Origin of the sequence: Dyadobacter sp. SG02 (assembly GCF_900109045.1) — a bacterium.
Taxonomy (GTDB): Bacteria; Bacteroidota; Bacteroidia; order Cytophagales; family Spirosomataceae; genus Dyadobacter.
In genome coordinates, this window is sequence record NZ_FNYL01000012.1 from 130575 (window position 1) to 156875 (window position 26301).

General features: G+C 51.0%; 27 protein-coding genes. 6 read left to right on the forward strand and 21 right to left on the reverse strand.

What is annotated here, in order from left to right; translation table 11 throughout:
• Positions 1–2: 2 nt before the first annotated feature.
• The 14 genes from BMW93_RS25400 to hutH form a co-directional block, all read right to left on the reverse strand.
• The gene (locus tag BMW93_RS25400; RefSeq protein WP_090382994.1) at positions 3–632 is read right to left on the reverse strand and encodes an outer membrane lipoprotein carrier protein LolA; all 630 of its coding nucleotides are present in this window, start codon (positions 630–632) and stop codon (positions 3–5) included.
• Positions 619–1392: a polysaccharide deacetylase family protein gene (locus BMW93_RS25405; protein ID WP_090382996.1), complete on the reverse strand. Its 774-nt coding sequence runs from the start codon at positions 1390–1392 to the stop codon at positions 619–621. Before BMW93_RS25405 ends, BMW93_RS25400 begins: the two co-directional genes overlap by 14 nt.
• Positions 1382–2332, reverse strand: a complete 951-nt coding sequence (locus tag BMW93_RS25410) for a beta-ketoacyl synthase chain length factor (protein ID WP_090382999.1) — start codon at positions 2330–2332, stop codon at positions 1382–1384. Before BMW93_RS25410 ends, BMW93_RS25405 begins: the two co-directional genes overlap by 11 nt.
• Positions 2325–3509: a beta-ketoacyl synthase gene (locus tag BMW93_RS25415; protein ID WP_090383001.1), complete on the reverse strand. Its 1185-nt coding sequence runs from the start codon at positions 3507–3509 to the stop codon at positions 2325–2327. Before BMW93_RS25415 ends, BMW93_RS25410 begins: the two co-directional genes overlap by 8 nt.
• Positions 3510–3521: 12 nt before the next feature.
• Positions 3522–3782: a phosphopantetheine-binding protein gene (locus BMW93_RS25420; protein ID WP_090383004.1), complete on the reverse strand. Its 261-nt coding sequence runs from the start codon at positions 3780–3782 to the stop codon at positions 3522–3524.
• A 23-nt stretch (positions 3783–3805) separates the two neighbouring features.
• On the reverse strand, positions 3806–4432 hold the full coding sequence (locus BMW93_RS25425) for a hypothetical protein (protein WP_090383006.1): 627 nt from the start codon (positions 4430–4432) through the stop codon (positions 3806–3808).
• On the reverse strand, positions 4429–5511 hold the full coding sequence (locus BMW93_RS25430) for a beta-ketoacyl synthase N-terminal-like domain-containing protein (protein ID WP_090383008.1): 1083 nt from the start codon (positions 5509–5511) through the stop codon (positions 4429–4431). The genes BMW93_RS25425 and BMW93_RS25430 overlap by 4 nt, the downstream gene beginning before the upstream one ends.
• The gene (locus BMW93_RS25435) at positions 5508–5921 is read right to left on the reverse strand and encodes a thioesterase family protein (RefSeq protein WP_090383010.1); all 414 of its coding nucleotides are present in this window, start codon (positions 5919–5921) and stop codon (positions 5508–5510) included. The genes BMW93_RS25430 and BMW93_RS25435 overlap by 4 nt, the downstream gene beginning before the upstream one ends.
• Before the next feature lie 17 nt (positions 5922–5938).
• Entirely contained in the window at positions 5939–6358 is a 420-nt protein-coding gene (locus BMW93_RS25440; protein ID WP_090383011.1) for a hypothetical protein, read from the reverse strand.
• Complete coding sequence (locus BMW93_RS25445; RefSeq protein ID WP_090383013.1) at positions 6355–7224, reverse strand: lysophospholipid acyltransferase family protein; 870 nt, start codon at positions 7222–7224, stop codon at positions 6355–6357. Before BMW93_RS25445 ends, BMW93_RS25440 begins: the two co-directional genes overlap by 4 nt.
• 2 nt (positions 7225–7226) lie before the next feature.
• Positions 7227–7472: a phosphopantetheine-binding protein gene (locus BMW93_RS25450; RefSeq protein WP_229240799.1), complete on the reverse strand. Its 246-nt coding sequence runs from the start codon at positions 7470–7472 to the stop codon at positions 7227–7229.
• A gap of 292 nt (positions 7473–7764) precedes the next feature.
• Positions 7765–8985, reverse strand: coding sequence for a beta-ketoacyl synthase (locus BMW93_RS25455; protein WP_090383018.1), 1221 nt, complete (start codon positions 8983–8985; stop codon positions 7765–7767).
• Between the two features lie 3 nt (positions 8986–8988).
• Positions 8989–9720 (reverse strand): 3-oxoacyl-ACP reductase FabG, encoded by a 732-nt coding sequence (gene fabG / locus BMW93_RS25460; protein ID WP_090383020.1) that lies wholly within the window; start codon positions 9718–9720, stop codon positions 8989–8991.
• Complete coding sequence (gene hutH / locus BMW93_RS25465; protein WP_090383022.1) at positions 9717–11246, reverse strand: histidine ammonia-lyase; 1530 nt, start codon at positions 11244–11246, stop codon at positions 9717–9719. Before hutH ends, fabG begins: the two co-directional genes overlap by 4 nt.
• A gap of 146 nt (positions 11247–11392) precedes the next feature.
• Between hutH and BMW93_RS25470 the strand changes: the two genes are divergently transcribed.
• From BMW93_RS25470 to BMW93_RS25480, 3 genes are read left to right on the forward strand one after another with little or no spacing between them, the layout of a single operon-like run.
• Positions 11393–15256 (forward strand): trifunctional MMPL family transporter/lysophospholipid acyltransferase/class I SAM-dependent methyltransferase, encoded by a 3864-nt coding sequence (locus BMW93_RS25470; protein ID WP_090383025.1) that lies wholly within the window; start codon positions 11393–11395, stop codon positions 15254–15256.
• A 22-nt stretch (positions 15257–15278) separates the two neighbouring features.
• On the forward strand, positions 15279–16811 hold the full coding sequence (locus tag BMW93_RS25475; protein ID WP_090383027.1) for an NAD(P)/FAD-dependent oxidoreductase: 1533 nt from the start codon (positions 15279–15281) through the stop codon (positions 16809–16811).
• Positions 16812–16813: 2 nt separating this feature from the next.
• Positions 16814–18061, forward strand: coding sequence for an NAD(P)/FAD-dependent oxidoreductase (locus BMW93_RS25480; RefSeq protein WP_090383029.1), 1248 nt, complete (start codon positions 16814–16816; stop codon positions 18059–18061).
• Here the strand turns inward: BMW93_RS25480 and BMW93_RS25485 are convergent, their stop codons facing one another.
• Complete coding sequence (locus BMW93_RS25485) at positions 18062–19105, reverse strand: beta-ketoacyl synthase chain length factor (RefSeq protein WP_090383032.1); 1044 nt, start codon at positions 19103–19105, stop codon at positions 18062–18064.
• A gap of 42 nt (positions 19106–19147) precedes the next feature.
• Positions 19148–20779, reverse strand: a complete 1632-nt coding sequence (locus BMW93_RS25490; RefSeq protein WP_090383034.1) for a glycerol-3-phosphate dehydrogenase/oxidase — start codon at positions 20777–20779, stop codon at positions 19148–19150.
• Positions 20780–20975: 196 nt separating this feature from the next.
• Between BMW93_RS25490 and lysM the strand changes: the two genes are divergently transcribed.
• On the forward strand, positions 20976–21440 hold the full coding sequence (gene lysM, locus BMW93_RS25495; RefSeq protein WP_090383036.1) for a peptidoglycan-binding protein LysM: 465 nt from the start codon (positions 20976–20978) through the stop codon (positions 21438–21440).
• A 118-nt stretch (positions 21441–21558) separates the two neighbouring features.
• On the opposite strand, the gene rplI is transcribed toward lysM, so the two are convergent.
• From rplI to BMW93_RS25515, 4 genes are all read right to left on the reverse strand, one after another.
• Complete coding sequence (rplI, locus tag BMW93_RS25500) at positions 21559–22005, reverse strand: 50S ribosomal protein L9 (RefSeq protein ID WP_090383039.1); 447 nt, start codon at positions 22003–22005, stop codon at positions 21559–21561.
• Positions 22006–22025: 20 nt separating this feature from the next.
• A complete protein-coding gene (gene rpsR, locus BMW93_RS25505; RefSeq protein WP_015811483.1) occupies positions 22026–22277 on the reverse strand; it encodes a 30S ribosomal protein S18 in 252 nt (83 codons plus the stop codon).
• A gap of 3 nt (positions 22278–22280) precedes the next feature.
• Positions 22281–22661, reverse strand: coding sequence for a 30S ribosomal protein S6 (gene rpsF / locus BMW93_RS25510; RefSeq protein ID WP_090383041.1), 381 nt, complete (start codon positions 22659–22661; stop codon positions 22281–22283).
• 131 nt (positions 22662–22792) lie between these two features.
• Positions 22793–23734: a hypothetical protein gene (locus BMW93_RS25515; protein ID WP_090383044.1), complete on the reverse strand. Its 942-nt coding sequence runs from the start codon at positions 23732–23734 to the stop codon at positions 22793–22795.
• Between the two features lie 140 nt (positions 23735–23874).
• Here BMW93_RS25515 and BMW93_RS25520 point away from each other — a divergent pair, with 140 nt between their 5' ends.
• Positions 23875–24537 (forward strand): YggS family pyridoxal phosphate-dependent enzyme, encoded by a 663-nt coding sequence (locus tag BMW93_RS25520; RefSeq protein ID WP_090383048.1) that lies wholly within the window; start codon positions 23875–23877, stop codon positions 24535–24537.
• On the opposite strand, the gene BMW93_RS25525 is transcribed toward BMW93_RS25520, so the two are convergent.
• Positions 24529–25602 (reverse strand): glycosyltransferase family 9 protein, encoded by a 1074-nt coding sequence (locus tag BMW93_RS25525; protein WP_090383051.1) that lies wholly within the window; start codon positions 25600–25602, stop codon positions 24529–24531. The two genes, BMW93_RS25520 and BMW93_RS25525, sit on opposite strands and share 9 nt — an antisense overlap.
• Positions 25603–25793: 191 nt before the next feature.
• Between BMW93_RS25525 and BMW93_RS25530 the strand changes: the two genes are divergently transcribed.
• A complete protein-coding gene (locus tag BMW93_RS25530; RefSeq protein ID WP_090383055.1) occupies positions 25794–26171 on the forward strand; it encodes a DUF423 domain-containing protein in 378 nt (125 codons plus the stop codon).
• The last annotated feature ends 130 nt before the right edge of the window (positions 26172–26301 follow it).

Consider the following 26301-nt stretch of genomic DNA (forward strand, 5'->3'; position numbering starts at 1 on the left):
CATCAAAGGTCTTTAAAAAGGTTTTCGGCGATAGGCTGGTTGAATTTTTCCTGCTGGAACTTCATAATGCTTTTGTCCCCACCCTTTTCAAAAAACGAGAGCTCTTTCAACCGCAGCGAACTTTTGGAGAAGTTCATCGTGATTTTGGCATAGACATTTTTCAAACGGCGGTTCACGGGTGTGAGCACGATCTGGTATTGGTCTCCATCTTCGAGCACTCCCGATGAAAAGCCCTTATTCTGCTGGAAATCCCCGTTCACGAGCCCGATCATCAACTCCTTAATCTGCGCCGCCATGCGCCCTGCCTGTCCCACATTCTTTTCTTTGTTGCCTTCCTGCACCCGCAGCTTCTCGCCGTTGATCAGGATAATGTATTTCGAAGGTGTCCGCTGCTCCCAGCGCATTTTGTCCTTTTGCTGGTAGTAAAACAATCCCGACGATTTTTCGGGCTCTTTGAGCACGGCCAGGTATTTTTCTTCCGTAAACGAAGCCTGAATGGAGGTCGTAGCCTGCGAAGTCTTTCGTAGCTCGGCCAGCACCTTTTCCGGGTTAGCAGCCGGCTTGAATGACTGAGCGTTCGCGAAATGAGCCGTCCAAACGGCCATTAAGATTAATATTCTAATGATTTTCATAAGGTTCCTTCCCGATCAGCCGGGGAAGCGGTTCTATTTTAATGCCCATTTGACGGCAATGCCCGATAATGTCCGGCAGCGTATCGGCTGTCAGCGACAGGTGGTCATGAAGCAGAACGATGTCTTTGGGCTTTAATTTTGAAATGATCTTCTGAATGAGCTGGTACTTGTTCTTCGCACGCGTATCCATACTCCGGAGCGACCAGCCGATGGACTGCATTTGCAAATCCTTCAAAACGGTGACATAGCGTGGGTTAGTCACACCAAATGGCGGCCTGAAAAACACCGGAACGCGACCAGTAATGTCGCGGATCGCCTCGTTGCAGCGCTGAATGTCCGTCCGAAGCTTTTGCGTCGAAAACAGGGCTATCAGGTAATGATGGCTGTACGAATGGTTGGCAATGGTATGGCCTTCGTCTACAATGCGGCGCAACAGCTCCGGGTGGTTCACAGCTTTTTTCCCGATCACGAAAAACGTCGCTTTCAGGTCGTTTTCGAGCAATGTATCGAGAATGCGGGGTGTCGAATCCGGGTCGGGGCCGTCGTCGAATGTGAGGGCGATGGCTTTTACCCGGCCGCCTTTGTTAATGGATTTTACAAAATAATTAACCTGGATCTGCGCCGAACCATAGGCGGTAACGCCGATAAACAGTAATGCAATACCGGCCAGCACCAACCATAAATAATCGGTTTCCCAAAAGATAATGGAACTGAGCGCCGCCGCCGTAATGCAGAAGAATATGAGGAGGTTATGCTTCAACGGCTTTCAGAAGGGTTAATCCCAGATTGCTTTTTCTTAGTGTATTACAAATCAATACATTCCTAACTTCACTGTTTGCACCAAGCAAATCCATGGCATAATGCAGTGCAAATGCGGAAGCCGTCGGATAAACTCCGATCAGCGACAGATAATCGAGACTTCGCTTTGCGTCTTGCACGGGTACGCCCGCGGCGGGCGTCCCCGCGTATAACAACAGGTCAATATCACCTGGCTGCAAGCCGTTCCGATCCAGAAATGCATCGATTTCTTCCTGCCCATATCCGGCTCCGCCGCTGGTGTAGACATCGGCCAATGAAGCCTTTGCATTGCCCTGATTTTCAGCAGAGAGCATAAAAAACGAAGCACCGGAAGTAAGCGGGGCGTCTGACTTAAAAGCCAGCCGGCCCGCAATATCGTCCAGAATATCAATATGCTCATCGGCCGCGCCCACGAGCACGTGGCGGTCACCCTCGCGCAGGAGCATCGACGCGTCGAGCAGTGCATGTTCGAACGAGAGCGTATTTTGCGTGTGCGTCATGTTGTAGCCGTGATTGCCGAGGCTCAGCGAAATCTGTCCGGCCATGGTATTGTGCGTCGACTGGATGAATGAGGTAGGTGGAAGCAATCCCTCCACGGTGAGCGAGGTATTCAGGAATTTTTCAGTGTCCTGCAAACAGCCCAGCCCCGTCCCTACCACGATCGCATCCGGCTGTCCGATACCGGCTTGCCCAACGCAATCTTTGGCGCAAGCGACCGACATCCGCAATATCTTGCTCATCCGACGCAGCAAACCGGCGTCAATGTAAGCCTTATAATCAGGGCTGATCAATGCAGACGACGCTTCAACCGGCCCCAGCGCAGCGGAAAAGCCCGGATTGCCAAAGGTAGGCTGGTGCGAAATCGTGGACGCCGCCGAGAGGTACAATGCCGGTTTACTCATATTTCGTCAAAACCAATGATGAATTATTCCCCCCGAAACCAAACGAGTTGGAAAGTACCGCATGCACTTCCACACCTGTTTCCAGCTGCGTCGCAGGCACGAGGCCTGTTTCTGCAATCGGCGCGCGGTAATTCAGGTTCGGGAAAATAAGGTTATGCTGAATGGCCAGCACCGAAAACACCGCCTCAATGGCGCCTGCCGCCGCAAGGGTATGTCCGGTAAATGCTTTGGTGGAACTGAATGGCGGCACGCGGTCGCCAAATACATTTTGCAATGCTACCGATTCGGAATGGTCGTTGTTCTTCGTGCCCGTGCCATGCGCATTCACATACGAGATCTGATCCAGCCCGATTCCGGCGCGGCGGATGGCATTTTCGATCGCCAATGTAGCGCCTTTGCCGTCGGGCGACGAAGCGGTCTGATGGTAAGCGTCTGCCGCATTGGCCCAGCCGCTCACGTTGCAAATGGGGCTGTTACCCGTCAATTCAAGGCTTTTCTCCCCTTCCAGTAGCAGAAATCCTGCTCCCTCGCCCAGGTTCAGCCCTGCGCGTGAATCGTCGAATGGACGGCACCATTGGTCGTCGTAAATCATCAGCGACCGGAAACCGTCGATCGTGAAGCCACTCAATGCGTCGGAACCGCCCACGAGCACGCGGTCGAGCGTGCCTTGCAGGATCAGGCGCGCGCCTAACATAATGGCGTTCACACCTGAGGAGCAAGCGGTTGAAAGGGTATTAATGTAGCCCGTAATACCCAATTCCTTTGCAATGCGTTCGGTGGTGCTGCCGCTGTCGTGCGTGGTCAGCAGTTGGTAATCGGGGTTATTTTGGGCTAAATAATCTTTATAAAAAACCTCGCTGCGGTCCATACCGCCAACCGATGTGGCTGAAATAAGGCCGGTACGGATCACGCCTGAGCGTTTGTTATCGCCCCATGCCTCACGCGCCGCCTGCAAACCGAGCAGGGAAGTCCGCGAAACATATTCGGTGCCGACGCCCAATGCAGCGCGCAGCTCATCGTTGGACGCTTTCACTTCGCCGGCCAGCGACGCCTTCGTGCCTTGCAGGTAATGCAGCGGCCCGATGCCCGTTCTGCCCTCTCGCAAAGCGTTCAGGTTTTCGTTCACCGACATGCCAATGGCCGACACGACGCCGATACCGGTAATGCAAACGCCCATTCGGTGTGTTGGTTAAGCTGCTTTTCTTTTACGGATGTACGCTGCCATCGTGTCGACGGACTTGAAAGCCTCTTTGCCCTCTTCGGGGTTGGTGAGCTGGATACCGTGGTATTTTTCGAGCAGCACGATCAGTTCGAGTGCGTCGATGGAATCGAGGCCGAGGCCCTGGTCGTTGAAAAGCAGCGCGTCGTCCGCGATGTCCGCCACCGTCAGGTCTTCCAGGTTGAGCTGTTCGATAATCTGTTTTTTAAGGTCTTCTTTTAAACTATCCATACTTCTGATTAATTGAGCGTCCGTTAATATGCCGCGACCGAACCGGTTTGCGACAGGTGAAGGAGGTTTTCATTGTTAAATTCCGTTCCACTCTCCCTCTGTTCCACCAAAAAAAGGAATACATACGTGCTGCCGGCAGTCACTTCGAGCCATCCGCCAAGCAGCGCGCGGCTGCCCGAGGCTAGTAGTATTTCACTGTAATCCAGGTAAAAGCCGGGTGTGAATTTAGGCAAAACAGCAAACATATTTTCACCGTACCATTTGTTCAGAATGGCAATTTCGCCCAGTACGATGTTGGGCAATGTATATACGAAAAGCGAAGGGCTCGGCGATCCGCCCGTTTGGTAAGACTGCATAAAACGGCGGTCGGTTTCCGCGCTCGACGACGCATTAGCAAACACTAATGCAATCTCATCGTCGGCATATCCTTCAAAAATGCCCGGATTGGCCCGTTTGATGAACTCCGAAGCCAGGTAACCGGCCTGGGACAGCACATCCATTTTGTAAAATTTGGGGTATGCCAATTCCTGCTGCCTGTAAATCTGCTTGAACCAGGAATCCTCCGAACCCGCATCGCGCCGCGCGACTACTTCGCCGTTCACGAGGCATTCATCGGCCCGCAGGTTGCAATATGCCGTAATCACTTTCATAATTCCCTGATCATCAATGAAGCATTGCCGCCGCCGAAACCCGAGGCCGTTTTAAGGATCGTCCGAAGTTTCTCCGGTTTGTTCTCGAGAATGATATTGAGAGGCTGGGAAGTACCCGCATCGCGGTAGCCTATGCTTTTGATCAGCATACCGTTCCGCATCATCTGCATGCAAACGGCCGTCTCGATCACCCCCGCGGCTCCGAGCGTATGCCCGAAATATCCTTTCAGGCTGTTCAGCGGCTTTTCGGCCAGCGAAAGCCGGTTGAATGCGATGGCTTCCATTTCATCATTGAAAACTGTGCCCGTGCCATGCGCAGATATAAAATCGATCTCTTCCGCCCCTATTCCGTGTTTTTGCATCGTACGGCTCACGCTTCTTACCAACCCCTCGCCCGTGCGTGACGGCCCGGAAATGTGGTTCGCATCGTTGGCGCTCGTGCCTGTGAGCAGCTGCAACGGCGCATTTTTGAAAACCGATTTTGTAGCTGAAACCAATGCAGCCCCGCAACCTTCTCCCAATGTAATGCCGTTCCGTGCCGCGTCGAACGGTGCGCAAGGCTTGTCGCTTACGGCAAAAAGGGATTGAAAACCATATAGCACAAAATCCGAAGCGACATCGCAGCCGATCACGATAACATGCTCATATTGACCGGCTTCGACCATATTTCCCGCCACATTCAGGGCCAGTACGCCCGAAATACAGGCATTGGAAATCACCATCGGTAAATGCGCCAGGCCGAACTGCTGCATTACCGCAGTGCAGGTTTCGCTGAACTGATCGTGCAGGTTGTCGTCCAGCGCGCCTTTGGTAGAACTGATCAATACGATTGTGCGGTCGGAAGCTAAAATGGAAGCGTCGATGCGCTCATTAAGGCTTGCCAATGCTTTGATTACCAACTGCTGAAAACGCAATGGGCCATTCAAACCCGCTATTCTGGACAAATAAATGTCTTCATTATTAAACCCGACTGCCGGAGCGAGCGCAATACCGCTGCGGTTTTCGCTGAGCGCCTGCCAGTTATCCTCCGCATTGTCGCCCAGCGGGCTTACGATGACCTCGGCGCCAATGTAAATCATAGGTCGTACTGCGCTTTCCATTCCTTGTAAAAATCCGGCGAGATTAGTTCCAGCTCACGCGAATCGCGGTCGAGGAAGACCTGCATGGTTTTGCCTGTGGCGCAAAGCTGCCCGGTAGTGACGTTCATCACGTCGTATTCAAACTGTATTTTCGCCGATTTCGTAGGAATATACCGGGTGATGACTTTAATGACCTGCCCGTAATAAACAGGCGCTTTGTGATCGATCTCCGATTTCACGATGGGTGTTACGAAGCCTTTGGCGTGGATGTCGAGGTATTCCAATCCGAATTGTTTTCCAAATGCCTCCCTACCGTCCTCAAAAAATTTCAGGTAGTTGCCGTGCCACACTACACCCATGGCATCGGTTTCGCTGAATCGGATATCAATATCTATCTCGCAAGAAATCATGAATCAGTTATTAGGGGTTACTCGCTTACGACGATTTTTAGTTCACATCCCAGCAATATACGCCCATCCAGGAAACTTTCGCCCTTTACAAGGTAAATATTTCCCAACTGGTGCAGGGGCGTAACCACCGTGCGGATCGTACCACCAACCGGAGGCAACTCAGTCACAAGCACTTTGCTGACGGCCCCGATAAAACCGATTTTGGGCTCACCGCCTTCCAGACTATCCAGGTAACCGAACGCCGCCGCGCAGGTCTGTGCAATGTGTTCAATCAGTCCAGTTTCCTGAAAAAACCCATCCTCTACCAGTACATTATCACTGGTAACCGTAAAATCCGAGTCAAACCGCTCGCGTGTGGCGGCCACGAGGTTGTCCACCATTACAAATGGCGGGCGGTGCGGGATGTAATCGGTGATAGCGTCTTTCGCGACGATCATGGTTGAAAGAAATTGAAATAATTAAACCATTGCTCCGGGAATGCCTTCACTTTCCGTTCCAGCTCTTCCACGTACAGCTGCGCGATTTCCTCCGGCTTCATTTTGCTCTCAATCGGCTTTGTGCAGCTCAAATGATAGCTGTATTTGCCATCCTTGGCCGCAAAAACGAAGGTTACCGGTGCATTGAACTTCGAAGCGATCACAAACGGGCCATATGGGAACCTGGCTTTGCGGCCGAGGAAATCCATTTCGATGTACCTGGCCCCTTCGAGGTAACGATCCGCGTGAATGGCCACAAACTCGTTGTTGACCAATGCATTGCGAATGGATATAATATGCGAAAGGTCGTCCTTGATGGCAATCACTTTAAAGCGCGAGCCGCCGGTCGACAGATCCATGTACTTTTTGATATTCTCGACCTCCGCGTCCAGCATGACGATGTTGATCGTCGGGGTAATGCGGCCTTTGAGCAGGTTACCGGCGGTTTCCCAGTTGCCCACGTGCGCGCTGAGCAAAATCCCGCCCTTACCCGCATCCCGGATATCGATCAGGTATTGTTCGTTTTCAAAAACATGGGAGAATTGCCGATCTTTCCCCAGCAGGAACGCGGCCCGGTCCACGAGCGTTTGCCCGAAAATATAGAAGTTCCTGCGCGCCATTTTCCGGGCATCGGAACCGCTGATGTGAAGGGTGTTCTGGTAAAAATCCAGCAAAGCCTTCTTCGGCTTTGCCGCAAAAAGATAATAGTAGTAAGTAACCACCCGCAGGAGCCCGTAGGCAAACCCCAGCCCCAGGGTATTGATAAAAAACAGGAAAATTTTGTAACCCGTTAACGATCCTTTGGTCTTACCGTCCCAACGGCTCATTCTTACAATGCGAGTTTCTTGCGGACAAGCTGATAGAAATCACCGAAGGTCTCAATTCCCCTGAAATCTTCGCCGGTGAGCTTGATATTGAGGTTTTCATCTATGAGCACAACCAGATCGACGTAGTCGAGACTGTCCAGATCCAAAGTGTCTTTCAGACTGTTTTCAGGAAGAATCAAATCCCGGTCCACCTCGAATTCCTCAGATAAAAAGTCTCTGGTTTCTTCAATAACTTCTTCCCAACTCATTTTAACATCGTTAGCATACATAGCTGCAAAATTAGTTTATTCTTGCCGATAGTTTAAGAATATTCCCAAATTTTCAAATAAAAGACCTGCCCCGCACAATAAAATCCACTGGAAATCATTGCAGTTGACGGATGGAATATTGGAGGTAAACAAAAATACAAAATTCCGATTGGGAGCGCATGGCCGTTCACGAAGTTGTAGTAGTAGTGTGACGGCGCGGAAAACCCGGTCGGAGACCGGCAGCGGCTGAAACCGAGTCAGAGACTCGGCTTAACTTGTGGCGGAACTCTGGCTAACTCATCTTTTTAACGATCAGCGTGGAATTGGTGCCGCCGAAACCGAACGAATTGGAAAGGAAGCAGTTGATATGCTGCTCCCTGGTCTCGGGAATGATATTGATCCTGGCCGAATCCTCGTCCGGATTTTCGAAGTTGATATTAGGCGCAATGAAGGAGTTCTGCATCATCAGCAGCGAGTAAACGATCTCGCTCGCACCCGCCATCCAGCATTCGTGGCCGGTCATCGATTTCGTGGAGCTCACGGGCACCTCGCCACCGAACACCTCGTAAATCGCGCGAGCCTCGCTGCCGTCACCCACGGGCGTGGATGTGGCGTGCGCATTGATATAGTCGACTTCGCTGGTGGAAATACCGGCTTGTTTCAACGCCATTTGCAGGGAACGCGTCTGGCCGTCGATGCTGGGGTTGGAGATATGGTCGCCGTTGGACGAGAAGCCGTAACCGATCAGTTCGGCCAAAATCGGTGCGCCTCTTTTTACGGCTGCTTCGTAAGATTCAAGGATAACCGTAGCCGCACCGCCGCTCGGGATCAGTCCGTCGCGGTCTCGGTCGAACGGGCGGGAAGCCTTTTCCGGCTCCGATTCGCGGACTGAAAAGGTACCGAGGCCGTCGAAACTCGCCATCGCAGAGGCATTGATTTCCTGTGCGCCCCCGCATATCACACGCTCCTGCAAGCCCTGGCTGATCATCAGATAACCCATTCCGATCGAATGCGATCCCGACGCGCAAGCGGCGCTCAGAGTGAAGTTGATGCCTTTCAACTTGAATATCGTCGAAAGGTTCATATTCACGGTGCTATTCATGTTCTGGAAAATGGCCCCCGAGCCGATCAGCGTCGTATCATGCTTTTCACGGACCTTATCCACCGCCTCCACAACGGACGCCGCGGTGCTGTCGTTTCCATAGATAATGCCGGTCTCGGTCTGTTCGAGGAAGTCCACATCCAGGCCCGACAATGCCAGTGCCTCGTGCGTGGCCATGTACGCGTACACGGCGGGTTGGTGCATACCCACGCGCTGACGGCGCGAGAGGTAGTTTTTCAGATCGGGCTCCTGCACCATACCCGTGAGGGCCGAGCGGAAACCGAAATCCTTCCTTACCTGATCGAACACGATGCCGCTTTTACCGGCATACAACGATTGCTTGACCTCGTCCAGGTTTTTGCCCAGACAGGAATAAATGCCGATACCGGTAATGACAACCCTGTGGCTCATGGATTATGAGTAAATTCCTCCGTTGATATTAATAACCTCGCCCGTAATGTACGCGGCTTTGTCGGAAGCCAGGAAGCTCACCAGGTGGGCCACTTCCTCCGCCTTGCCAAAACGGTTCATCGGGATCATTTGTTTCAATTCGTCCTCGTTGAGGTCTTTGGTCATGTCGCTCGTGATGAAACCCGGCGCCACGGCGTTCACGGTGATTTTCCGCTTGGCTACCTCCTGCGCCAGCGACTTGGTAGTGGCGATAATCGCGCCTTTTGCCGCCGAGTAGTTGGTTTGCCCCGCCACACCTTTCATCCCCGACACCGATGCGATATTCACGATCCGGCCAGCGCGTTTCCGCAGCATTTGCTGGATGGCATTCTGAGTTACATTATAAAGTCCTTTTACGGAAATATTTAACACATCGTCCCAATCCTGCTCCGGCATCCACATAAACAGGCCGTCGCGGGTAATGCCCGCATTATTCACGAGAACACTGATGAACTTGTCTTCGTTCTTTTCGCGCCAGCCGTTCAATGCTGCGTCCACTTCCGCCTTGTTTTGCACATTGAAATGCAGTAGCTCGCCGCTGCCGCCATTGGCCTGGATTTCCGCCAGCGTTTCTTCCGCCGCGGTCTGGTTGGAGGCGTAATTGACCAATATATGTAAACCATGGTCTTTGGCGATCTGGACCGCGATGGCCCTGCCGAGTCCCCTGGATGCACCGGTTACCAATGCGCAATTCATAAGTGGAATGGGGTTTCTTTGATATATTCAAAAACGGCGGCAATGCTTTCAAACTGCGGCACGTCGTCTGTCACGAATTGAGCTCGCTCGCGGATCTGCGCGTAAACCGATTTCGCATTCGGCGAAAGTTTCTCTTTCTCTTCGGGATGCAGCAAATCGATCGCCTGGCAGATCGCCATGATGTGGATCGACATCACCTGGAACGCGTTTTCGAGCACCTGCTTCGCGATCACCGCCGAGTTGGTACCCATGCTTACGATATCCTGGTTGTCGTTATTGTTTGGAATACTGTGAACATAAACCGATGTCGACAGCGCCTGGCTTTCGGCCGTTGTGGACGTGGCTGTAAACTGCACACCCTGAAAACCGAAGTTCAGGCCCCACGTTCCCGCATTGAGGAATGGCGGGAATTTTCCGTTCAATTTACTGTTCATCAGGAAGTTGAGCTGGCGTTCCATCAGCATGGTGAGCTTGGTCAGTACCAGTTTCACCTTATCCATTTCCAGTGAAATATAATCGCCGTGGAAGTTGCCGCCGTGGAAAACGTTATCGTCTTCCGGCCGTACGATCGGGTTATCGTTGGTCGAATTCAACTCATTCTCAACCACTTCCTGTGCATATTGGATCGTATCCAGCACCGGACCGAGGATTTGCGGCACGCAGCGGATCGAGTAGTATTCTTGTATTTTTCTTTCAAATTCGGTTTTCTGCATCGCCGTATCGTCGCGGAACAGCTCTTCGCGACTGCGGATAAGCCCGCTTCCGGCTACGAAGTCGCGCATATGCTGCGCTACCATCTGCTGACCTTTGTGGTGTTTTACCGCATTCAGTTGCTTCGAGAACGAGTCGTCGAACGATTCGATAGCCTCGTTGATCATCGACGACGCGGTAATAGCCCATTGCACGAGCCTTTTGGCATAAATAATATTGATAGCCGCCATACCCGTCATACACGAAGTACCATTGATCAGCCCGAGGCCGTCGCGGAGTTCCATTTTGAGGGGCTTAATGGCCTTTTCGGCTAAAACTTCTGCTGTTTTCCGACGCAGGCCATGCTCGTACACATACCCCTCGCCTATCAGGTTTAACCCCAGATGTGAAAGCTGCACAAGGTCGCCACTGGCCCCTACGCTGCCGTGTTCGAAGATTTCGGGTACGACACCGTTATTTAAAAACGCCACCAATTGCTTGATCACGGCCGTACTCACACCGGAGTTGGCCTGTAAAAATGAATTCAGGCGCGCGAGCATCACCGCACGCGCATATATTTCGTTCAGCGGCTTCCCTACCCCGCTCGAATGGCTGCGGATCAGGTTGTATTGCAGATTGTTGAGCTGGTCGGTCTCGATACGGTATTGCGCCATCGGGCCAAAACCGGTATTGATACCGTATATGATTTTGTCCTTGGAGAAATTCGTTAAAAAAGCGAATGATTGGGATACTTGATGGAGGGTGTCTTCGGCTAAGATAAATTCCTTCTTTTCAAAAGCATATTGCTCGATCTGAGCTAATGAAATACGATTCATTTAATGATGGCATAATTGAATATGGTGTAAAATAAATCTTTTTTTGCGGCTTTGGCAAACACGACCCGGCAAGCGGCAGCAGGCACGGAAGTTGCCTGAGTGATACAATTCATTAATTTTGTCGGACATTCCCATTTCCCCTGTCAATGCTAGGAGATTTACTATTAAGGCTGAACAAATTCCTTTCCAGTCACAAAGCCGCGTTTTTCCTTAGCCTGCTCGTCATTGTCAGTATCCTCGTGGCCGGTATTGCGCGGCTAAAAGTAACCGAAAGTATTTTCGCGACGCTACCGAAGGGTAAAAGCTTCGAAGAGTTCAACCGTTTGGTGGAAAGTAAAAACATCATCAACCAGATCGTGTTTTCACTCGAAGTACCGGCCGAAACCGACACGGAAACGGCACGCGAACTCGCCGGGAACTTCACCGATTCGCTGGGCCGCTATACCAACGGCTACGTGCGCAACATACAAGCCGAGCGACCGAATGTACAGGAAGATGTATATCAATATGTATACAGCCACTTTCCGCTGCTGATCGAGCCATCCTATTATTCCCACATTCAATCCCGCATTGCCCCCGACTCGATCCGCGCATCGGTAGCGTCCACCTATAACCAGCTCCTCACTCCCGGCGGCTCTTTTTTGAAACAATTCGTACTAAATGATCCGCTGGGCATTACCGGCCGGTATTTCAAAGAACTCAATGCCGCCAACAATTCCAGCGCCATGGTGATGGACGACGGCATCATGTTCACCGCCGACCGTAAGAGTATCCTCATTTTCGCGTCGACCAGCTTCGATTCCGGCAGTTCCGACAAGAATGTGGCGCTTTTCGAGGTTATGGAGGCATTCAAAACCAAATGGAACCGCCAGCATCGTTATAACCGGTTTTCCTATTTCGGCACATTCGAAATCGCGGCACGCAATGCGATACAGGTGAAACAGGATTCGTATTTCACGTCGTTTCTGGCATTGGCAGGCATTCTGGCGTTGCTGATCGCCTATTACCGCAAACTGCTGATACCTGTCTATATTACAATGCCCGGAATTTTCGGGGCGCTGTTCGCATTGGGCATTATCGGCTACATCCGTCCGGAAATCTCGGGCATTTCCCTCGCTACGGGTGCGGTGATTTTCGGCATTCTGCTCGATTACGCTTTCCACTTTTTCACACACCTCAGGCATACCCATTCCATTCCCGTCGCGATTAAGGAAGTAAGCGGTCCGCTGCTGACCGGCAGCTTCACCACTGTAATGGCATTCAGCGCATTGCATTTCGCCAATTCGACGGTCTTGCAGGATTTCGGGCTATTTTCGTCGCTTGCCCTTTTCGGCGCGGCGCTTTTCACGCTCACCGCATTGCCGGTAATCCTGTCATCCGCCCGCTTCGACATTCAAAAAATACCCGGTGAACACAGTTCTTTCCGCATTCCGACCATTCCCGACAAATGGCGAGGGGCCACGCTGGCCGGTATCGCGGTACTCACGGCCATATTCCTCTATTTTTCCGGCGGCACCGAATTCGACGCGAGTTTTGAAAACCTCAGCATCCAGGACACCGAACTGAGCGGCCGCGAGGAAGCGCTCACGGGCATTAACCCTCGAAAACAGAAGCGCATTTACGTTTTTGCCTCCAACCCGAGGCGTGCCGCAGCCGAGCAGGTAAACCACGATGCATACTGGAAATTGGCCGCATTGCGCAATGAAGGCCGCGTTGTCAGTTTCGTATCGTCCGGCTCGCTGCTGATCCCGCAGGACCTCAAACGCGCGCGGATGCGCCGCTGGCATGACTTCTGGACGCCCGGCCGCACCGATTCCACGTTTCGCGTATTTAACCGGGCGGCTGCCCAAAACGGTTTCAATGCCTATGCATTCAATGATTTCAAAGGCTGGATAGCCGGGCGGGGCAGTTCCAATGTCTCGCTGGATACGCTTTTCAATGAACTCGGCATCGATAACCTGATCGATATCAAGTCGGGCGGGACTACCTTCATCTCTACCGTCGTAGTCGATCAGGCCAAACTTACCGATGTCAAAAAAGAACTGCGGGCCATCAAAGGCGTGGAGCTTTTCGACCGCGGCGAGCTGGCAGGAGAGTTACTGACGATGGTGAAGGACGATTTCAATTACCTGCTGCTGATTTCAGCTTCCATTGTATTCTTCACATTACTAGTCGTTTACGGCCGTATCGAACTGACATTGCTCTCGTTCCTGCCGATGGTGATCAGCTGGATCTGGATTTTGGGCATTGCGGCGATATTAGGTATCAAGTTCAACTTCGTGAATGTGATCGTGACCACATTCATCTTCGGCCTGGGCGACGATTTCAGCATTTTCGTCACCGACGGTCTTTTGAGCAAATACAAATCCGGCAAGGACACGCTACGCTCCTACCAGGCAGCCATCGCATTATCCGCGACGACGACATTAATAGGTACGGGTGTGCTGATTTTCGCCAAACACCCGGCTATCCATTCGATTTCGCTCATCAGCGTGCTGGGTATTGTCTGCATTCTGTTTATATCCTTCGTATTCCAGCCGGTACTGTTCGATTTTTTCGTACAAAAACGCATTGCCAAGAAGAAAGCGCCCGTCACGATGCTGCCGTTTTTGATCAGCATTTCGAGCTTTACCTACTTCCTGTCGGGCTGCCTGTTTTTGCATTCCAAACTCGTGACCATTCTTTTGTTACCAATGTCGAAGAAGAAAAAGAAGGCGGCGATCAACAATTCGCTTTCTTTTTATGCCAAAACGGTGATCTATTCCGGTCCGCATGTGAAAAAGAATATCTCGGGCCGGGAAAACCTGGATATGGACAAACCGGTGATCTTTATCGCCAACCATACCTCCTTCCTCGACATCCTCCTCGCCATTATGCTGCATCCGAAAATCGTATTGATGGTGAAAGGCTGGGTATATAAATCGCCGTTTTTCGGGCCTATTATCCGGTATGCGGGGTATGTTTACAGCGAGGATGGCCCCGAAGAGAACATTGAAAAAGTAAGGCAATTGATGGCGGACGGCTACTCCATCCTTATTTTCCCTGAGGGTACGCGCTCCGAGGATGGTAATATTGCCCGTTTTCACAAAGGCGCTTTCTACCTCGCCGAGCAGCTTGGCCTCGACATTCAGCCGCTATTGCTTCACGGCGCACATGATGTGCTGCCCAAAAACGATTTTCTCATACGCCCGGGCGCGCTCAATGTGCGCGTGCTCCCGCGTATTACGTACGCGGATGAGCGCTGGGGCACGACGCTGCGAGATAAAACGAAGGCCATCTCCGCATTCTTCAAGCAGGAGTTTGCCGCATATAAATACGAAATGGAGGACACCGGCTATCTCAAACACCGGGTTTTCACCAATTATGTCTTCAAAGGGCCGGTTCTGGAATGGTATTTCAAAATTAAATGGCGGCTGGAAAGCAAGAACTTTACCTATTACAATGAGCTGATCGGCGACCGGAAGCAAATTCTCGACGTTGGTTGCGGGTACGGTTACCTGTCTTTTTTCCTGCATTACAAGAATGAAGATCGGGTGATCACGGGCGTCGATTATGATGAGGATAAAATCGAGATCGCGGAAAACAGCTACAACAAGACCGGTAACCTGCGGTTTCTGTACCAGGACATCATGGCGGCCGAGCTCGGTACGCAGGATGTCATATTCTTAAATGATGTGCTGCATTATTTATCCAGCGAAAAACAGCGTATTTTACTCGATCGGTGCGCGGCGGCATTGGCGCACAATGGATTGCTTTTTATCCGCGACGGCATTACCGACCTGACCGCCAAACATCAGAATACGCAAAAAACAGAAGCATTGTCGACAGGCCTGTTCGCATTCAACCGGAAAACCGATGATTTCCATTTCTTTTCGTCCCGGGACATCCGCGACTTTGCGGCGCGGTATGGTTTTGGTTATGAAATGCAGGAGCATTCGGCGAACACCTCCAACGTGCTTTTCGTGTTACGCAAAACTTCCGCTCCTGTAACTACGCCGATTACTAACTAGGATTTCTCCAATAGCCATTTAAATGCAAACTTCCGCCGTGCAAAAGGAATACGATTTTGTGATTGTTGGAAGCGGACTGGGAGGTCTGGCTTGCGCCACCATTCTGGCGATGGAGGGTTACAGCGTGGTAGTATTGGAAAAAAACCACCAGATCGGCGGACATTTGCAGGTATATAGCCGCGATAAAAGCATTTTCGACACCGGCGTGCATTATGTAGGCGGGCTGGACGAGGGTGAAAATCTCCACCAGTTTTTCAAATACTTCGGCATTCTCGACAAGCTGAAACTGAAACGTCTCGACGACGATCAGTTCGACCTGATCCGCTTCGACGATGGCTGCGAATATGCCTATGCGCAGGGATTGGAGCATTTTGAACAAAAACTCATATCCTATTTCCCCGAAGAAGCGGAAGCCATTCGCACTTATTGCCTCAAACTGACTGAAACCTGCGCGAAATTCCCGCTCTACAACCTGGAAACGGCAGGCGACAGCTACCTCACCGACGAAGGTGTGCTCTCCCTGAATGCATATGACTACATCGCCTCCCTGACCGACAATGTTCGCCTGCGCAATGTGTTGGCGGGGAGTAACCTGCTATATGCAGGTGTGAAGCACAAAACCCCGTTTTACGTACACGCGCTAATCATGAAAAGCTATCTGACGGGCGCTTACAAGTTCGTGGACGGCGGTTCGCAGATTGCTATTCAGCTCAGCCGCGCGGTAAGGCAGCATGGCGGGGAAATCTACAAACATAAAAAGATCGTATCGGCCCATTACGATGAAAGAGGCCACATTACCGAAGTGGTATGCGAAAACGGCGAGACTTTCCGGGGAAAAGAATTCATTTCGAATGTACACCCGGTTGTTACCATCGACATTTTTGGTCAGGAGCGGTTTTTAAGTGTCTACAAAAACCGGGTCCAGGCACTCGAAAACAGCATTTCCACGTTCCTGGTACATATTTCGTTTAAGGAAAACAGTTTTGAATACCTGAATTACAACATTTACCAGCACCATACCGACGACGTTTGGGAAGGCGTGGAATATGACCGGGCCACCTGGCCGCAAACCTATTTCATTTGCACACCTTATATTTCCAAAAAGGGAGAATATGCCGATTCCATGTCGGTGATGTGCTATATGGATGCGTCCGAAACCGCCGAATGGGCCGGGACATTCAGCACGGTGGCCGAGCCGGGCAAGCGGGATGCCGAGTACGCGCAGTTCAAAAAAGAGAAAGAAGCACTGGTGATTGCCAAGCTCGAAACCGTTTTTCCGGGCATTTCGGGCAAAATCAAAGCGGTACACAGCGCTTCGCCGCTCACATTCCGCGACTACATCGGCAATGGTAACGGCACAATGTACGGCATTCTCAAAGATTCGGCTTCGCCGATGAAGACCCGCATCAATACGCGTACCAAAATACCGAACTTGCACCTGACGGGCCAGAATGTTTCCCTGCATGGCATTTTAGGGGTGACCGTCAGCGCATTTGTAACGTGCTTCTCATTTTTAGACAAAGAAAAACTCATTCAAAAAGTAAAAAACGCCTGAATATGCAAACTGTCGATGTGCTGGTTATTGGGGCCGGCCCTGCCGGAACCGTCGCGGCTTCTTACCTGAAAAAGCAAGGCTACGACGTCACGATCCTGGAAAAAGAAAAATTCCCCCGTTTCCAGATCGGGGAAAGTCTGCTGCCGTGCTGTATGGAGCATTTAACGGAAGCCGGTCTGCGGGAGGCGATCGAGCCATTGAATTTCCAGAAAAAAACGGGTGCGGCTTTCATGCGCGGTGAAAAGCGCTGCGAATTCCTCTTTGAAGATCAGTTTACCAAAGGCTGGACCTGGACCTGGCAGGTAAAACGGGCCGATTTCGACAGCAAACTGGCCGAGGCGACGCGTGAAAAGGGTGTGGACGTAAACTTCGAATGCGAGGTAACCGCCGTGGAATGCGGCCCGGAAAAGCAGATCGTAGATTACAAAGACGCCGAAGGCAATGCGCACCGCATTGAGGCCAAATTTATCATCGATTCGAGCGGTTACGGCCGTGTGTTACCAAGACTTTTTGATCTCAGCAAACCATCGGCATTCACGCCGCGTGGCGCCGTCTTCTCCCATTTGGAGGACAAAAACCGCACGGAAACGGCTAGTAACAACATTTTCGTGCATTCGTTCGACAATAATAAGTCGTGGATCTGGGCGATCCCGTTCTCCGATGGCTCGACGTCCGTCGGTATCGTGGGCGATCGCGAAAAGATCGAAGGGCTGGCCGAAAACAATGGCGAAGGATACAAGGCATTTATCAGAAACTTCGAAGATCTGCACGGCCGCTTTGCCGACTCCCAGCTCAAATTCGAGCCGCGGGCTATCTTAGGTTATTCGATCGGCGTGACGAAAATGGCGGGCGAAGGTTTTGTGCTTTCGGGCAACAGTACCGAGTTCCTCGACCCTATTTTCTCCTCCGGCGTAACCTTCGCCACCGCCTCCGGCCTGCTATCCGCCAAGATGACGCACAAGCATTTGCAAGGCGAGGCCGTAGACTGGAAAAAAGATTACGAAGAAGTGATCCAGAAAGGCATCGATGTTTTCCGCAGCTACGTGAGCGGCTGGTATACCGGTGATTTTCAAACCATTGTATTTGCCAAACATATTGACGAAGATATCAAACGTCAAATCTGCTCGGTACTGGCCGGCTATGTGTGGGATCACACCAACCCATTCGTGAAAAAACATGATACCATCCTGCCCACGCTCGCGAAGGTGATCAAAATGAAGGAAGCAGCGGAAGAGGCCGGGCAGAACTGATCAGGCACTCAGTAATATAAACCCGTGCTGCGAAGCTTTGTAATGATTGTAAATCAGGATATGCTTCGGAGTGCGGGTATTTTTTTGCGCCCACACGCATGCGTCGGGTATGCGCTTGCCCGCGAGCACCTGCGCGCCCACCCACGTCGCGAATGCGGAGCCCGTCGGATAGTCGCCCACCATATTTTTGTAGGTATACAAATTGCTCTCTTCGAACAATGCCTTTTGGAGATTGAAATACCAGTGATCGCTGCGGTTATCGCCGCTGATACCCATGATCACCGTGTCAACATCTGCTGCCTGCAAGCCGTTTCTCTGTAAAAATGCATGCACAACCGGTGCCAGCTCCTTTTCCGCCAGGTTATTGCTTTGAAATACATCTCTGATCTGCGCGATAGCACTGTCGGAACGTTCCGCATCGACCACAAACATAGCCGAACCTTCTCCATTGGCGGAGCCGGGAGAATCGAGCGTCAGCAGGTTTTCAGAAGTAAAATGCCCGGTTTTGAAAGAGCCTGCGAGCAAGTCGATATTATGGTTGTAATCTGAAATTTCTTCGATACTGCCTACGAGGAACGTTTTGCCGCGCTTTTCTTCCAGGAGCAGCATCGTATCCAGCAATGCAGCCTCGAATGCAAGGCCTTTATGTACGTGCGTGGTATTGTAGCCGGTCGTTTTGCTCATCAATGCAAGGTTACCTGCCACCGCGTTGGGTGTGCTTTGCACGAAATTGGTCGGGGTAAGCGTGCCCTCGTTGTAGTCGACGATCTGGTTCAGGAATTTGAGACAATCTTCGAGACCGCCGTTCGCGGTGCCGAGTACAATTCCTTCAATCTGTGCATGCTGGATGAGCGGAAGGCCGGCCCCTACTCCCATTCGCACGGCCTTGCCCATTCTTCGGAGCAGGCCGGCCGGTATGAGCTGACCGTATGCAGGTTCAATAGCAATGTACCTGTCGCCTTCATGCACCTTGATGTCGCCTTCGAAAAAAGCATTGTCAAACGTGCGCTGGGGCGATATACAGGCTGAATCGGTAATATACATTCTTGAAAATTAACTCTGGTGGTTCCGGGCAAACGGATGCAACTATCGGGCATCGGCGATAAACTTCCCGATTTCACTGGCGTACGCATCGGCATACTTCGTTTTCTCTTCGTCGGTCCAGCCCAGCTCGCGCGCCATCAGATCAGCAACAACCGGCAGGGAGTTTAAGGTTTCATCCCAGTCGGTAATTTCGAGGCGAATGCGGCGTGCCAGGAAATCGCGCGGGGTCACAACCATTTCATTCCGAACGGCGTGCACCACTTCCGCACGGATATATGGACGTGCACCGCTGAGCCTCTCTTTCAGTTGCGCATCCTCGCGTGCGAGCGACGCGACCAGGTGCGCGCGGGAACCGTATTTCAATACCAAATGCCTTGCAATGTCTTCCGGCAAAGCGTATTGCGACTGAATATCCTGCCAGCTTTTCTTGCGGTAGTTTTCCCCACCGGCTAGTACGTAATCGGCTGTTTTGCAAGCGCCACCGTCTCCGAGGATCTTATCTGCCTCGTCAATCGTATCCTTCGCCATCAGGCGGTAGGTCGTCCACTTTCCCCCGAGCAGGCTGACAAGCCCGGAAGCTTGGTCGATCTCCACCTCGTGATCACGCACAAGGCTTTTCGTCGATTTAGACGGATCCGCTGCTAACAATGGCCGCAATCCTCCGAAACCAGCCCGGAGCTCGCCCGGATCGATCGGCCTGGCGAGGTACGGGTTCAATGTAGCAGCCAAATATTCCCTTTCGGTGCGGTTAAGCGTCGGTTCCGCGTCGATCTCGTTGCATTCGGTATCTGTCGTACCGATCATCGTCGACCCCTCGAACGGGATCGCGAACACGACGCGCCCGTCGGACGTCTTCGGGATCAGCATCGCGTATTCGCTATTCAATGTATTGTGGGGTAAAGCAAGGTGCACTCCTTTGCTCGGACGAATGCGTTCGCTCAAAGACGCATTCGCCATGAGCCTCACATGGTCCGAAAACGGGCCGGTACAATTGATGACCAGCTTCGCGCGGATTGTCAATGCCTTGCCGGTCAGGGCGTCAGTGGTTTGCACGGCGCTTACCTTGCCGCTATTATCTTTTTCAAATCCGTTCACTTCCACATAATTGGCTACCGCCGCGCCATTTTCGGACGCCGATTGCGCCAATGCCAGGCAGTAGCGCGCGTCGTCGAGCTGTCCGTCGAAGTACAACACGCCGCTATGCAGCTTTTTCCGGTCGAGTGTAGGGATTTTGGCGAGCACTTCCCTTTTGTTGAGCCACTTGCTTTTCGGCAACGTATCATTGGTAGCGAACCTGTCGTAAAGCGACAGCCCGATCTTGAAATACAAACCTTCGAACCAGGAATTTACGGGTGTCATGAGCGCGAGCGGGCGCGCGAGGTGCGGCGCATTTTTCAACACAATGTGTCGTTCTTCCAGCCCGTGACGGACCTGTTTGAGTTGCGCGAAATCGAGCTTTTTAAATGCCTGTTCCAAATAGCGGACGCCCCCGTGAATGAGTTTCGTGGAACGGGAAGATGTCTCGGAAGCGAAGTCCTTTTTATCGATCAAAGCGACCTTATACCCTCTCAGAACCGCGTCCAGGGCGCATCCCGCCCCGCTGGCACCCGCGCCGATGATACAGATATCGAACAATTCATTTTGTAACCTGGCAAGCGATGTGGTGCGGTTCATTGAGACTTAATGCAGATTCAGCGTAGTTGTGACCACTGCAAAAGTACAAAGTTGCGCCCGTAAAAAACCATATTATCAAATCAATATGCATTGGCAATTTTGGCATAATAATTGCATCTTACCGGCAGGAAAGTTAACATTACCGCTACCTTCCATTTACAAACTCAAATCTTTCATTAACCAAAATCACACAAACATGGGACTAATCTCTTTTATCAAAGGCGTTGGAGAAAAAGTGTTCGGCAGTAAGGAAGCTCCCGCGGCTGCCCCTGCCCCCGAGGCGGAACCGCTGCGCGCCAGCGCATTGCTCGCGCACGTGAAGTCGATCGGACTTACCTACAATAGCCTGACCGTCAAAACATCCGGCGACACCGTTACCCTCGAAGGCGAAGTCGCCAAACAGGAGGATGCCGAGAAAATCGCGTTGGCGGTAGGTAACGTGGAAGGCGTGGCCGTGGTGGACAATCGCCTGACAGTGGCCACCCCGGAACCGGAAGCGACATATCATACCGTCGTGAAAGGCGATACCCTCTCTAAAATCGCGCAAACCGTTTACGGCGACATGATGAAATACCCGATCATTTTCGAAGCCAACAAGCCTATGTTGAAGGACCCCGATCTGATTTATCCGGGTCAGGTGTTGCGCATTCCGGCTTTGTAGCAAAACTGACCATGGACCATGGACCATAGACGATGGACCATGGCTAGCCTTGATGGTCTATGATCAAAAAAAGGACGACCCTCACGGGCCGTCCTTTTTTCATGCAATATCGAAACGCTTAGTCTTCCGCTGCAACAACGTTGAGGGTAACTTTGTGTTTCACTTCTTTATGAAGGTCGATCAAAGCGGCATAAGTACCGATTGATTTCACGTCATCGACAGTGATTTTCTTACGGTCGATATCGAAGCCTTTTGCTTTCAGGCTGTCAGCCACCTGTGTGTTGGTCACACGTCCGAAGATACGGCCGCTTTCACCTACCACAGTTTTGATATCGATTACCAGGTCGCCGATCGCCGTTGCGATATCTTCCGCGTCCTTTTTCAGCTTCTCAGCTTTGTGTGCCGCCTGGCGCACGTTTTCAGTAACAATCTTGCGGTTGGACGCATTCGCCAGCAACGCAAAACCTTGCGGGATCAGGTAGTTACGACCGTAACCTGCTTTCACAGTTACGATATCGTTCTTGTAACCTACCCCAGCAATATCCGTTAAAAGTATGATTTCCATTTTTGTAGCTCTTTACTGTATTATTTCAATTGGTCAGCAACAAACGGCAACAGTGCCAGGTGACGTGCTCTTTTGATTGCCTGTGATACTTTGCGCTGATATTTCAGGCTGGTACCGGTAAGGCGGCGCGGAAGGATTTTACCTTGCTCGTTTACAAGTTTCAGAAGGAAATCCGGGTTCTTGTAATCGATGTATTTGATGCCTGCTTTTTTGAAACGGCAGTATTTTTTGCGGTTAATGTTTTTTTCAACCGGCTCGTTTACGAGTGACATAGCTTATGCGTTTTCGGTTTTTGACTCAGTTGCTTCTTCTTTCTTTCTGCCTACCAGACCCTTACGTTTCTTTTCGTTGTAAGCAATCGAATGCTTATCCAGGGCGATAGTCATAAAACGCAAAACGCGCTCGTCACGACGGAACTCGGTTTCCAAAACATCCACCACGTTTCCTTCGTTCGCAGTATATTCTACTACGTGATAGAAACCGGAGTTTTTCTTTTGGATGGGGTAGGCCAGCTTGCGCAATCCCCAGTTTTCTTCATGTACAATCTTCGCACCGTTCGAGGTGATGATTGTCGTGAATTTTTCAACGGCGTCCTTTGCCTGGGCCTCAGACAAAATGGGAGTTAGAATGAACACCGTTTCATATTGCTTAGACATACGGTAATTGGTTATTGTATGATAAATTAAAAACCTCATTCTGACACAATGATCAAAATGAGGGTGCAAAAATAGGGCTTGAAATTTAAAATTCCAAGCCCTTCAATGACTTAACCGAACTTGCGGACGTATTATTTCACCGTGAAATCGCCCTGACCTATCTTGAAGCCTTCGCTATACAGCTCGATCACATACTTGCCGTCTTTCATCGGAATACCGCCACGACCGTAGAAAATATCCACCGACTGACCTGTATTCGTGAAACTAACAGTTTGTTTTGAACTGAAAATCAATTCCTTACCATTAAACATGAACGAACCCGAGCCAGTTGCCATGTCCGACAGCACCGCACCGTCCGGATCGAGCACACGCAGGTAAATATCCTTTTCGTTCTGCTTCGCAACCGCATTTTCGGACAGTTTGAAGTTCACTCTCAGCTTATCGATGCGCTTCGCCCTGTACTTACCGCCCTCGCGTTCTTTTCCTTTGGAAGAAACCGCATTGACGCTCACGTTCTCAGCATGAAGTGCGGAAGCCAACGTCACTTTCTCAGCAAGCTCCTTGTTTTGAGCGGAATACGTCGTTACCGAGTCGGCCAGCAGCTGTTTTTCCGATTCCAGACCGGTCACTTTCTGGTTCAACTCTTCGTTTTTCGTGGTCGCAATGCCTAGCTCCTGTTTCAAACGGGCAATTTCGCCGTCTTTTTCAGACAATACCGCTTCGTAGTTCTTGATCTTCTGGTTGTAGTTTGCCGCAGAATAGGTGTTGGCGTTTTTGAGCTCCTTTTTATCCTTTTCGAGCTGCGCCTTCAATGCAACCAGCGAGTCGACGCTTCCGCCCAGTTTCTGGATTTCTGCGATTTTAATGTCAAGTTCTGTGGAAATGGAATCCAGTTTGGTTTTAATGGAAAGAACCTCTTCGGTTTTGGCGGTAATGATCTCGTCCTTTGCGAGGTTTTCCTGCTTCTCGTGGTATATAAAGTATACAAGCACCAAATTAAGCAACAGCAAAACGGCCAACGCGGCCCATAGGAGAGTTTTTCTGTCTTGCTTTTGTTCCTGGTTGTAGTCCATACAGAAGGTTAAATTTTGAATTTAGTTGGTAAAAGAAGTATGTTTTTTTCAATTTTGAAACACGACAACCGCGATTTATAGCGTCCGGTCAATAAATTCTTGAATTAACCGCTTAATAATCAAATTTTTAGTCTCTCCACATGCCTTCCATAGCCGACAACCTGGCCCAGATAGAACAAGGATTAAGCAAAGAAACACGGCTGGTAGCGGTTACAAAAACCAAGCCAACCAGCTTGCTGACCGAGGCTTACGAGGCCGGAGCGAGGCTTTTCGGGGAAAATAAAGTCCAGGAGATGGTGGCGAAATACGAGGAGCTCCCCAAAGACATCGAATGGCACATGATCGGGCATTTGCAAAGCAACAAGGTCAAATACATGGCATCTTTCGTGCGCCTCGTGCATTCGGTCGACAGTTTTAAGTTGCTCAAAGAAATCGACAAGGAAGCTAAAAAGAACGATCGCATTATCGAATGCCTTTTGCAAATCTATATTGCAAAGGAAGAAACCAAATTCGGCCTTTCGGAAGAAGAAGCATTAGAAATCATCACTTCCGCCGAACTAGCCGCATTAGCGAACGTTAAAATCGTAGGATTAATGGGTATGGCTTCCAATACCGATGATCTGAATGTGGTTAGAAATGAATTCCGCGGCTTGAAAAACACATTCGAATCTTTCAAACCCCACGAAAATGAACAAGTTGTGATGCGTGAGCTTTCCATGGGCATGAGCGGCGACTACCTCATTGCGCAGGAAGAAGGCAGTACCCTCGTACGCGTGGGCAGCGCGATCTTCGGTTCACGATAGCACTTTCCGCACATCGTCCGCGCTCTTTTCTAGCACCGATTGCACCTGCTCCTGCACAAACTCGAACGGAAGCTGCGCGCAGGGCAAGCCCGCCTGCCTTACCAGTAATGCATTCTCCTGCCGGCCATACCTCCCCGAATAGGGATTGTAATTCAGGAAGTTATTGAGCGCGCCCATCAGGATAATGCCGAATGTGCCGGTTGCGTTGCCCAAATGCGACGGCCCGCTGTCGAGCCCGATAAAGAACGACGCCCGCCGGATCACTTCCGCCGTTTCCAGAATGCTCAGTTGACCGCACAGGTTGCGGTATGCGGGTGTTTTTACATTCAAATTACTCTCTAAACCGATTTCAACCAACTGGTAATCATACCTTTCCGCCAGCCAATGCACTAATTGGTTCCAGCGGCTGGCGGGCCAGTCTTTCGGCTCATAATTGGAGCGGCAATGCATGACGATGTATTTCCCGGGTAAACCGAGGCTATCAACCTTCGCTCTGTGGGACGGTTGCAGGTACAAACGCGGCTGGTCGTCGGCCGGAAACTTTGTTTTGGGAGGAATCAGATCGCCCGTCTGCGCGAAAACTTCCAGCAGGTTACCGTAATCGAAATAATTATGGACATTGATATCCCGCTTCAATGCAACCGGGTTCTCGGTAAATACCTGGCATTTGGGGCAATGGTTATTATTTTTGAATTGCAGCTCGATAACCTTATCGAACACATTACCTTCCATCAGTACACGTCGCTCGGTGACGCAGGATTCTCTGAAAACCTCGTCCACATTCGGGTTATGGCTCACCAGCTCCGCAAATGCAGGTTTTACAAACCAGACGATGTGTGCATCCGGATGTTGTTCGCGCACGTAACGTGAGATCGGCTCGGCGGCCACAATGTCCCCAAAATGCTCCGTACGGATGATAGCGATCAGTTCCTGACCTTTTTTCAAGCCCCGTTTCACGCCCTGGAAATACGTCCGGGCCTGGCGGCCTTTTAAATGCGCCTTGAAAATGTGTGTGTATTTATGATAGCGGTGCGTCCACAGCTGAATGAAGCGTTCTATGGTCATTGGTATGATCGTTTCCGTGTGATCGGCATTCCAAAATGCCTTTCCGAAGCGCGCAAGTTAATAAAATTGCCATAAAGAGTTGGTCGCGCCTGAGCCCGCAACTAACTTTACCCCGTCGATTGGGCCGGATTCTACTGAACGGCAAACGACTTTTCTCTCAATTTAACCAATACCAGATACCGGTTTACGATATGAAATTCATGATACAGGCAGGCGGCATTCTCGGCGCGCTGGCCGTCTCCCTCGGCGCATTCGGCGCACATGCATTAAAAGGAATGCTGGAAGCTTCCGGCCGCACCGAAACCTTTGAAACCGCTGTAAAATACCAGTTTTACCACGCGCTCGCGATGGTGCTCGTAGGCATACTCATGCAACGCGCGGGCGAGGACGCGGTACGCATGCTCGGCTGGGCAGGCAATGCATTCGCGGTAGGCGTGATCATCTTCTCCGGCTCGCTGTACGCGATCTGCTTCACCGGCATCACGAAATTCGGCGCCACGGCTCCGATTGGTGGAGTGGCGTTGATAGTGGGTTGGGTGCTGCTGGTGTTGGCGGCCGGAAAATTTTGAATGAGTGAATGAGTGAATTTTGAAAGAGTGAATGTGTGAATGTGTCAGAAATAGTCAAGAGGTCATGTATTGTCATGTTAATACAATAAATGACATCCTGACCTCTTGACTATTCACTCATTCACTCATT

Coding starts and splice junctions, on each gene's coding strand:
- rpsF (WP_090383041.1), bottom strand. CDS start 22,661: ATGTCTAAGCAATATGAAACGGTGTTCATTCTAACTCCCATTTTGTCT.
- BMW93_RS25480 (WP_090383029.1), top strand. CDS start 16,814: ATGCAAACTGTCGATGTGCTGGTTATTGGGGCCGGCCCTGCCGGAACC.
- BMW93_RS25490 (WP_090383034.1), bottom strand. CDS start 20,779: ATGAACCGCACCACATCGCTTGCCAGGTTACAAAATGAATTGTTCGAT.
- lysM (WP_090383036.1), top strand. CDS start 20,976: ATGGGACTAATCTCTTTTATCAAAGGCGTTGGAGAAAAAGTGTTCGGC.
- BMW93_RS25445 (WP_090383013.1), bottom strand. CDS start 7,224: ATGAGCCGTTGGGACGGTAAGACCAAAGGATCGTTAACGGGTTACAAA.
- BMW93_RS25400 (WP_090382994.1), bottom strand. CDS start 632: ATGAAAATCATTAGAATATTAATCTTAATGGCCGTTTGGACGGCTCAT.
- BMW93_RS25470 (WP_090383025.1), top strand. CDS start 11,393: ATGCTAGGAGATTTACTATTAAGGCTGAACAAATTCCTTTCCAGTCAC.
- BMW93_RS25475 (WP_090383027.1), top strand. CDS start 15,279: ATGCAAACTTCCGCCGTGCAAAAGGAATACGATTTTGTGATTGTTGGA.
- BMW93_RS25515 (WP_090383044.1), bottom strand. CDS start 23,734: ATGGACTACAACCAGGAACAAAAGCAAGACAGAAAAACTCTCCTATGG.
- BMW93_RS25410 (WP_090382999.1), bottom strand. CDS start 2,332: ATGAGTAAACCGGCATTGTACCTCTCGGCGGCGTCCACGATTTCGCAC.
- BMW93_RS25420 (WP_090383004.1), bottom strand. CDS start 3,782: ATGGATAGTTTAAAAGAAGACCTTAAAAAACAGATTATCGAACAGCTC.
- BMW93_RS25520 (WP_090383048.1), top strand. CDS start 23,875: ATGCCTTCCATAGCCGACAACCTGGCCCAGATAGAACAAGGATTAAGC.
- fabG (WP_090383020.1), bottom strand. CDS start 9,720: ATGAATTGCGCATTGGTAACCGGTGCATCCAGGGGACTCGGCAGGGCC.
- BMW93_RS25450 (WP_229240799.1), bottom strand. CDS start 7,472: ATGAGTTGGGAAGAAGTTATTGAAGAAACCAGAGACTTTTTATCTGAG.
- BMW93_RS25435 (WP_090383010.1), bottom strand. CDS start 5,921: ATGATTTCTTGCGAGATAGATATTGATATCCGATTCAGCGAAACCGAT.
- BMW93_RS25440 (WP_090383011.1), bottom strand. CDS start 6,358: ATGATCGTCGCGAAAGACGCTATCACCGATTACATCCCGCACCGCCCG.
- BMW93_RS25525 (WP_090383051.1), bottom strand. CDS start 25,602: ATGACCATAGAACGCTTCATTCAGCTGTGGACGCACCGCTATCATAAA.
- BMW93_RS25485 (WP_090383032.1), bottom strand. CDS start 19,105: ATGTATATTACCGATTCAGCCTGTATATCGCCCCAGCGCACGTTTGAC.
- BMW93_RS25455 (WP_090383018.1), bottom strand. CDS start 8,985: ATGAGCCACAGGGTTGTCATTACCGGTATCGGCATTTATTCCTGTCTG.
- BMW93_RS25425 (WP_090383006.1), bottom strand. CDS start 4,432: ATGAAAGTGATTACGGCATATTGCAACCTGCGGGCCGATGAATGCCTC.
- BMW93_RS25530 (WP_090383055.1), top strand. CDS start 25,794: ATGAAATTCATGATACAGGCAGGCGGCATTCTCGGCGCGCTGGCCGTC.
- rplI (WP_090383039.1), bottom strand. CDS start 22,005: ATGGAAATCATACTTTTAACGGATATTGCTGGGGTAGGTTACAAGAAC.
- hutH (WP_090383022.1), bottom strand. CDS start 11,246: ATGAATCGTATTTCATTAGCTCAGATCGAGCAATATGCTTTTGAAAAG.
- rpsR (WP_015811483.1), bottom strand. CDS start 22,277: ATGTCACTCGTAAACGAGCCGGTTGAAAAAAACATTAACCGCAAAAAA.
- BMW93_RS25415 (WP_090383001.1), bottom strand. CDS start 3,509: ATGGGCGTTTGCATTACCGGTATCGGCGTCGTGTCGGCCATTGGCATG.
- BMW93_RS25430 (WP_090383008.1), bottom strand. CDS start 5,511: ATGATTTACATTGGCGCCGAGGTCATCGTAAGCCCGCTGGGCGACAAT.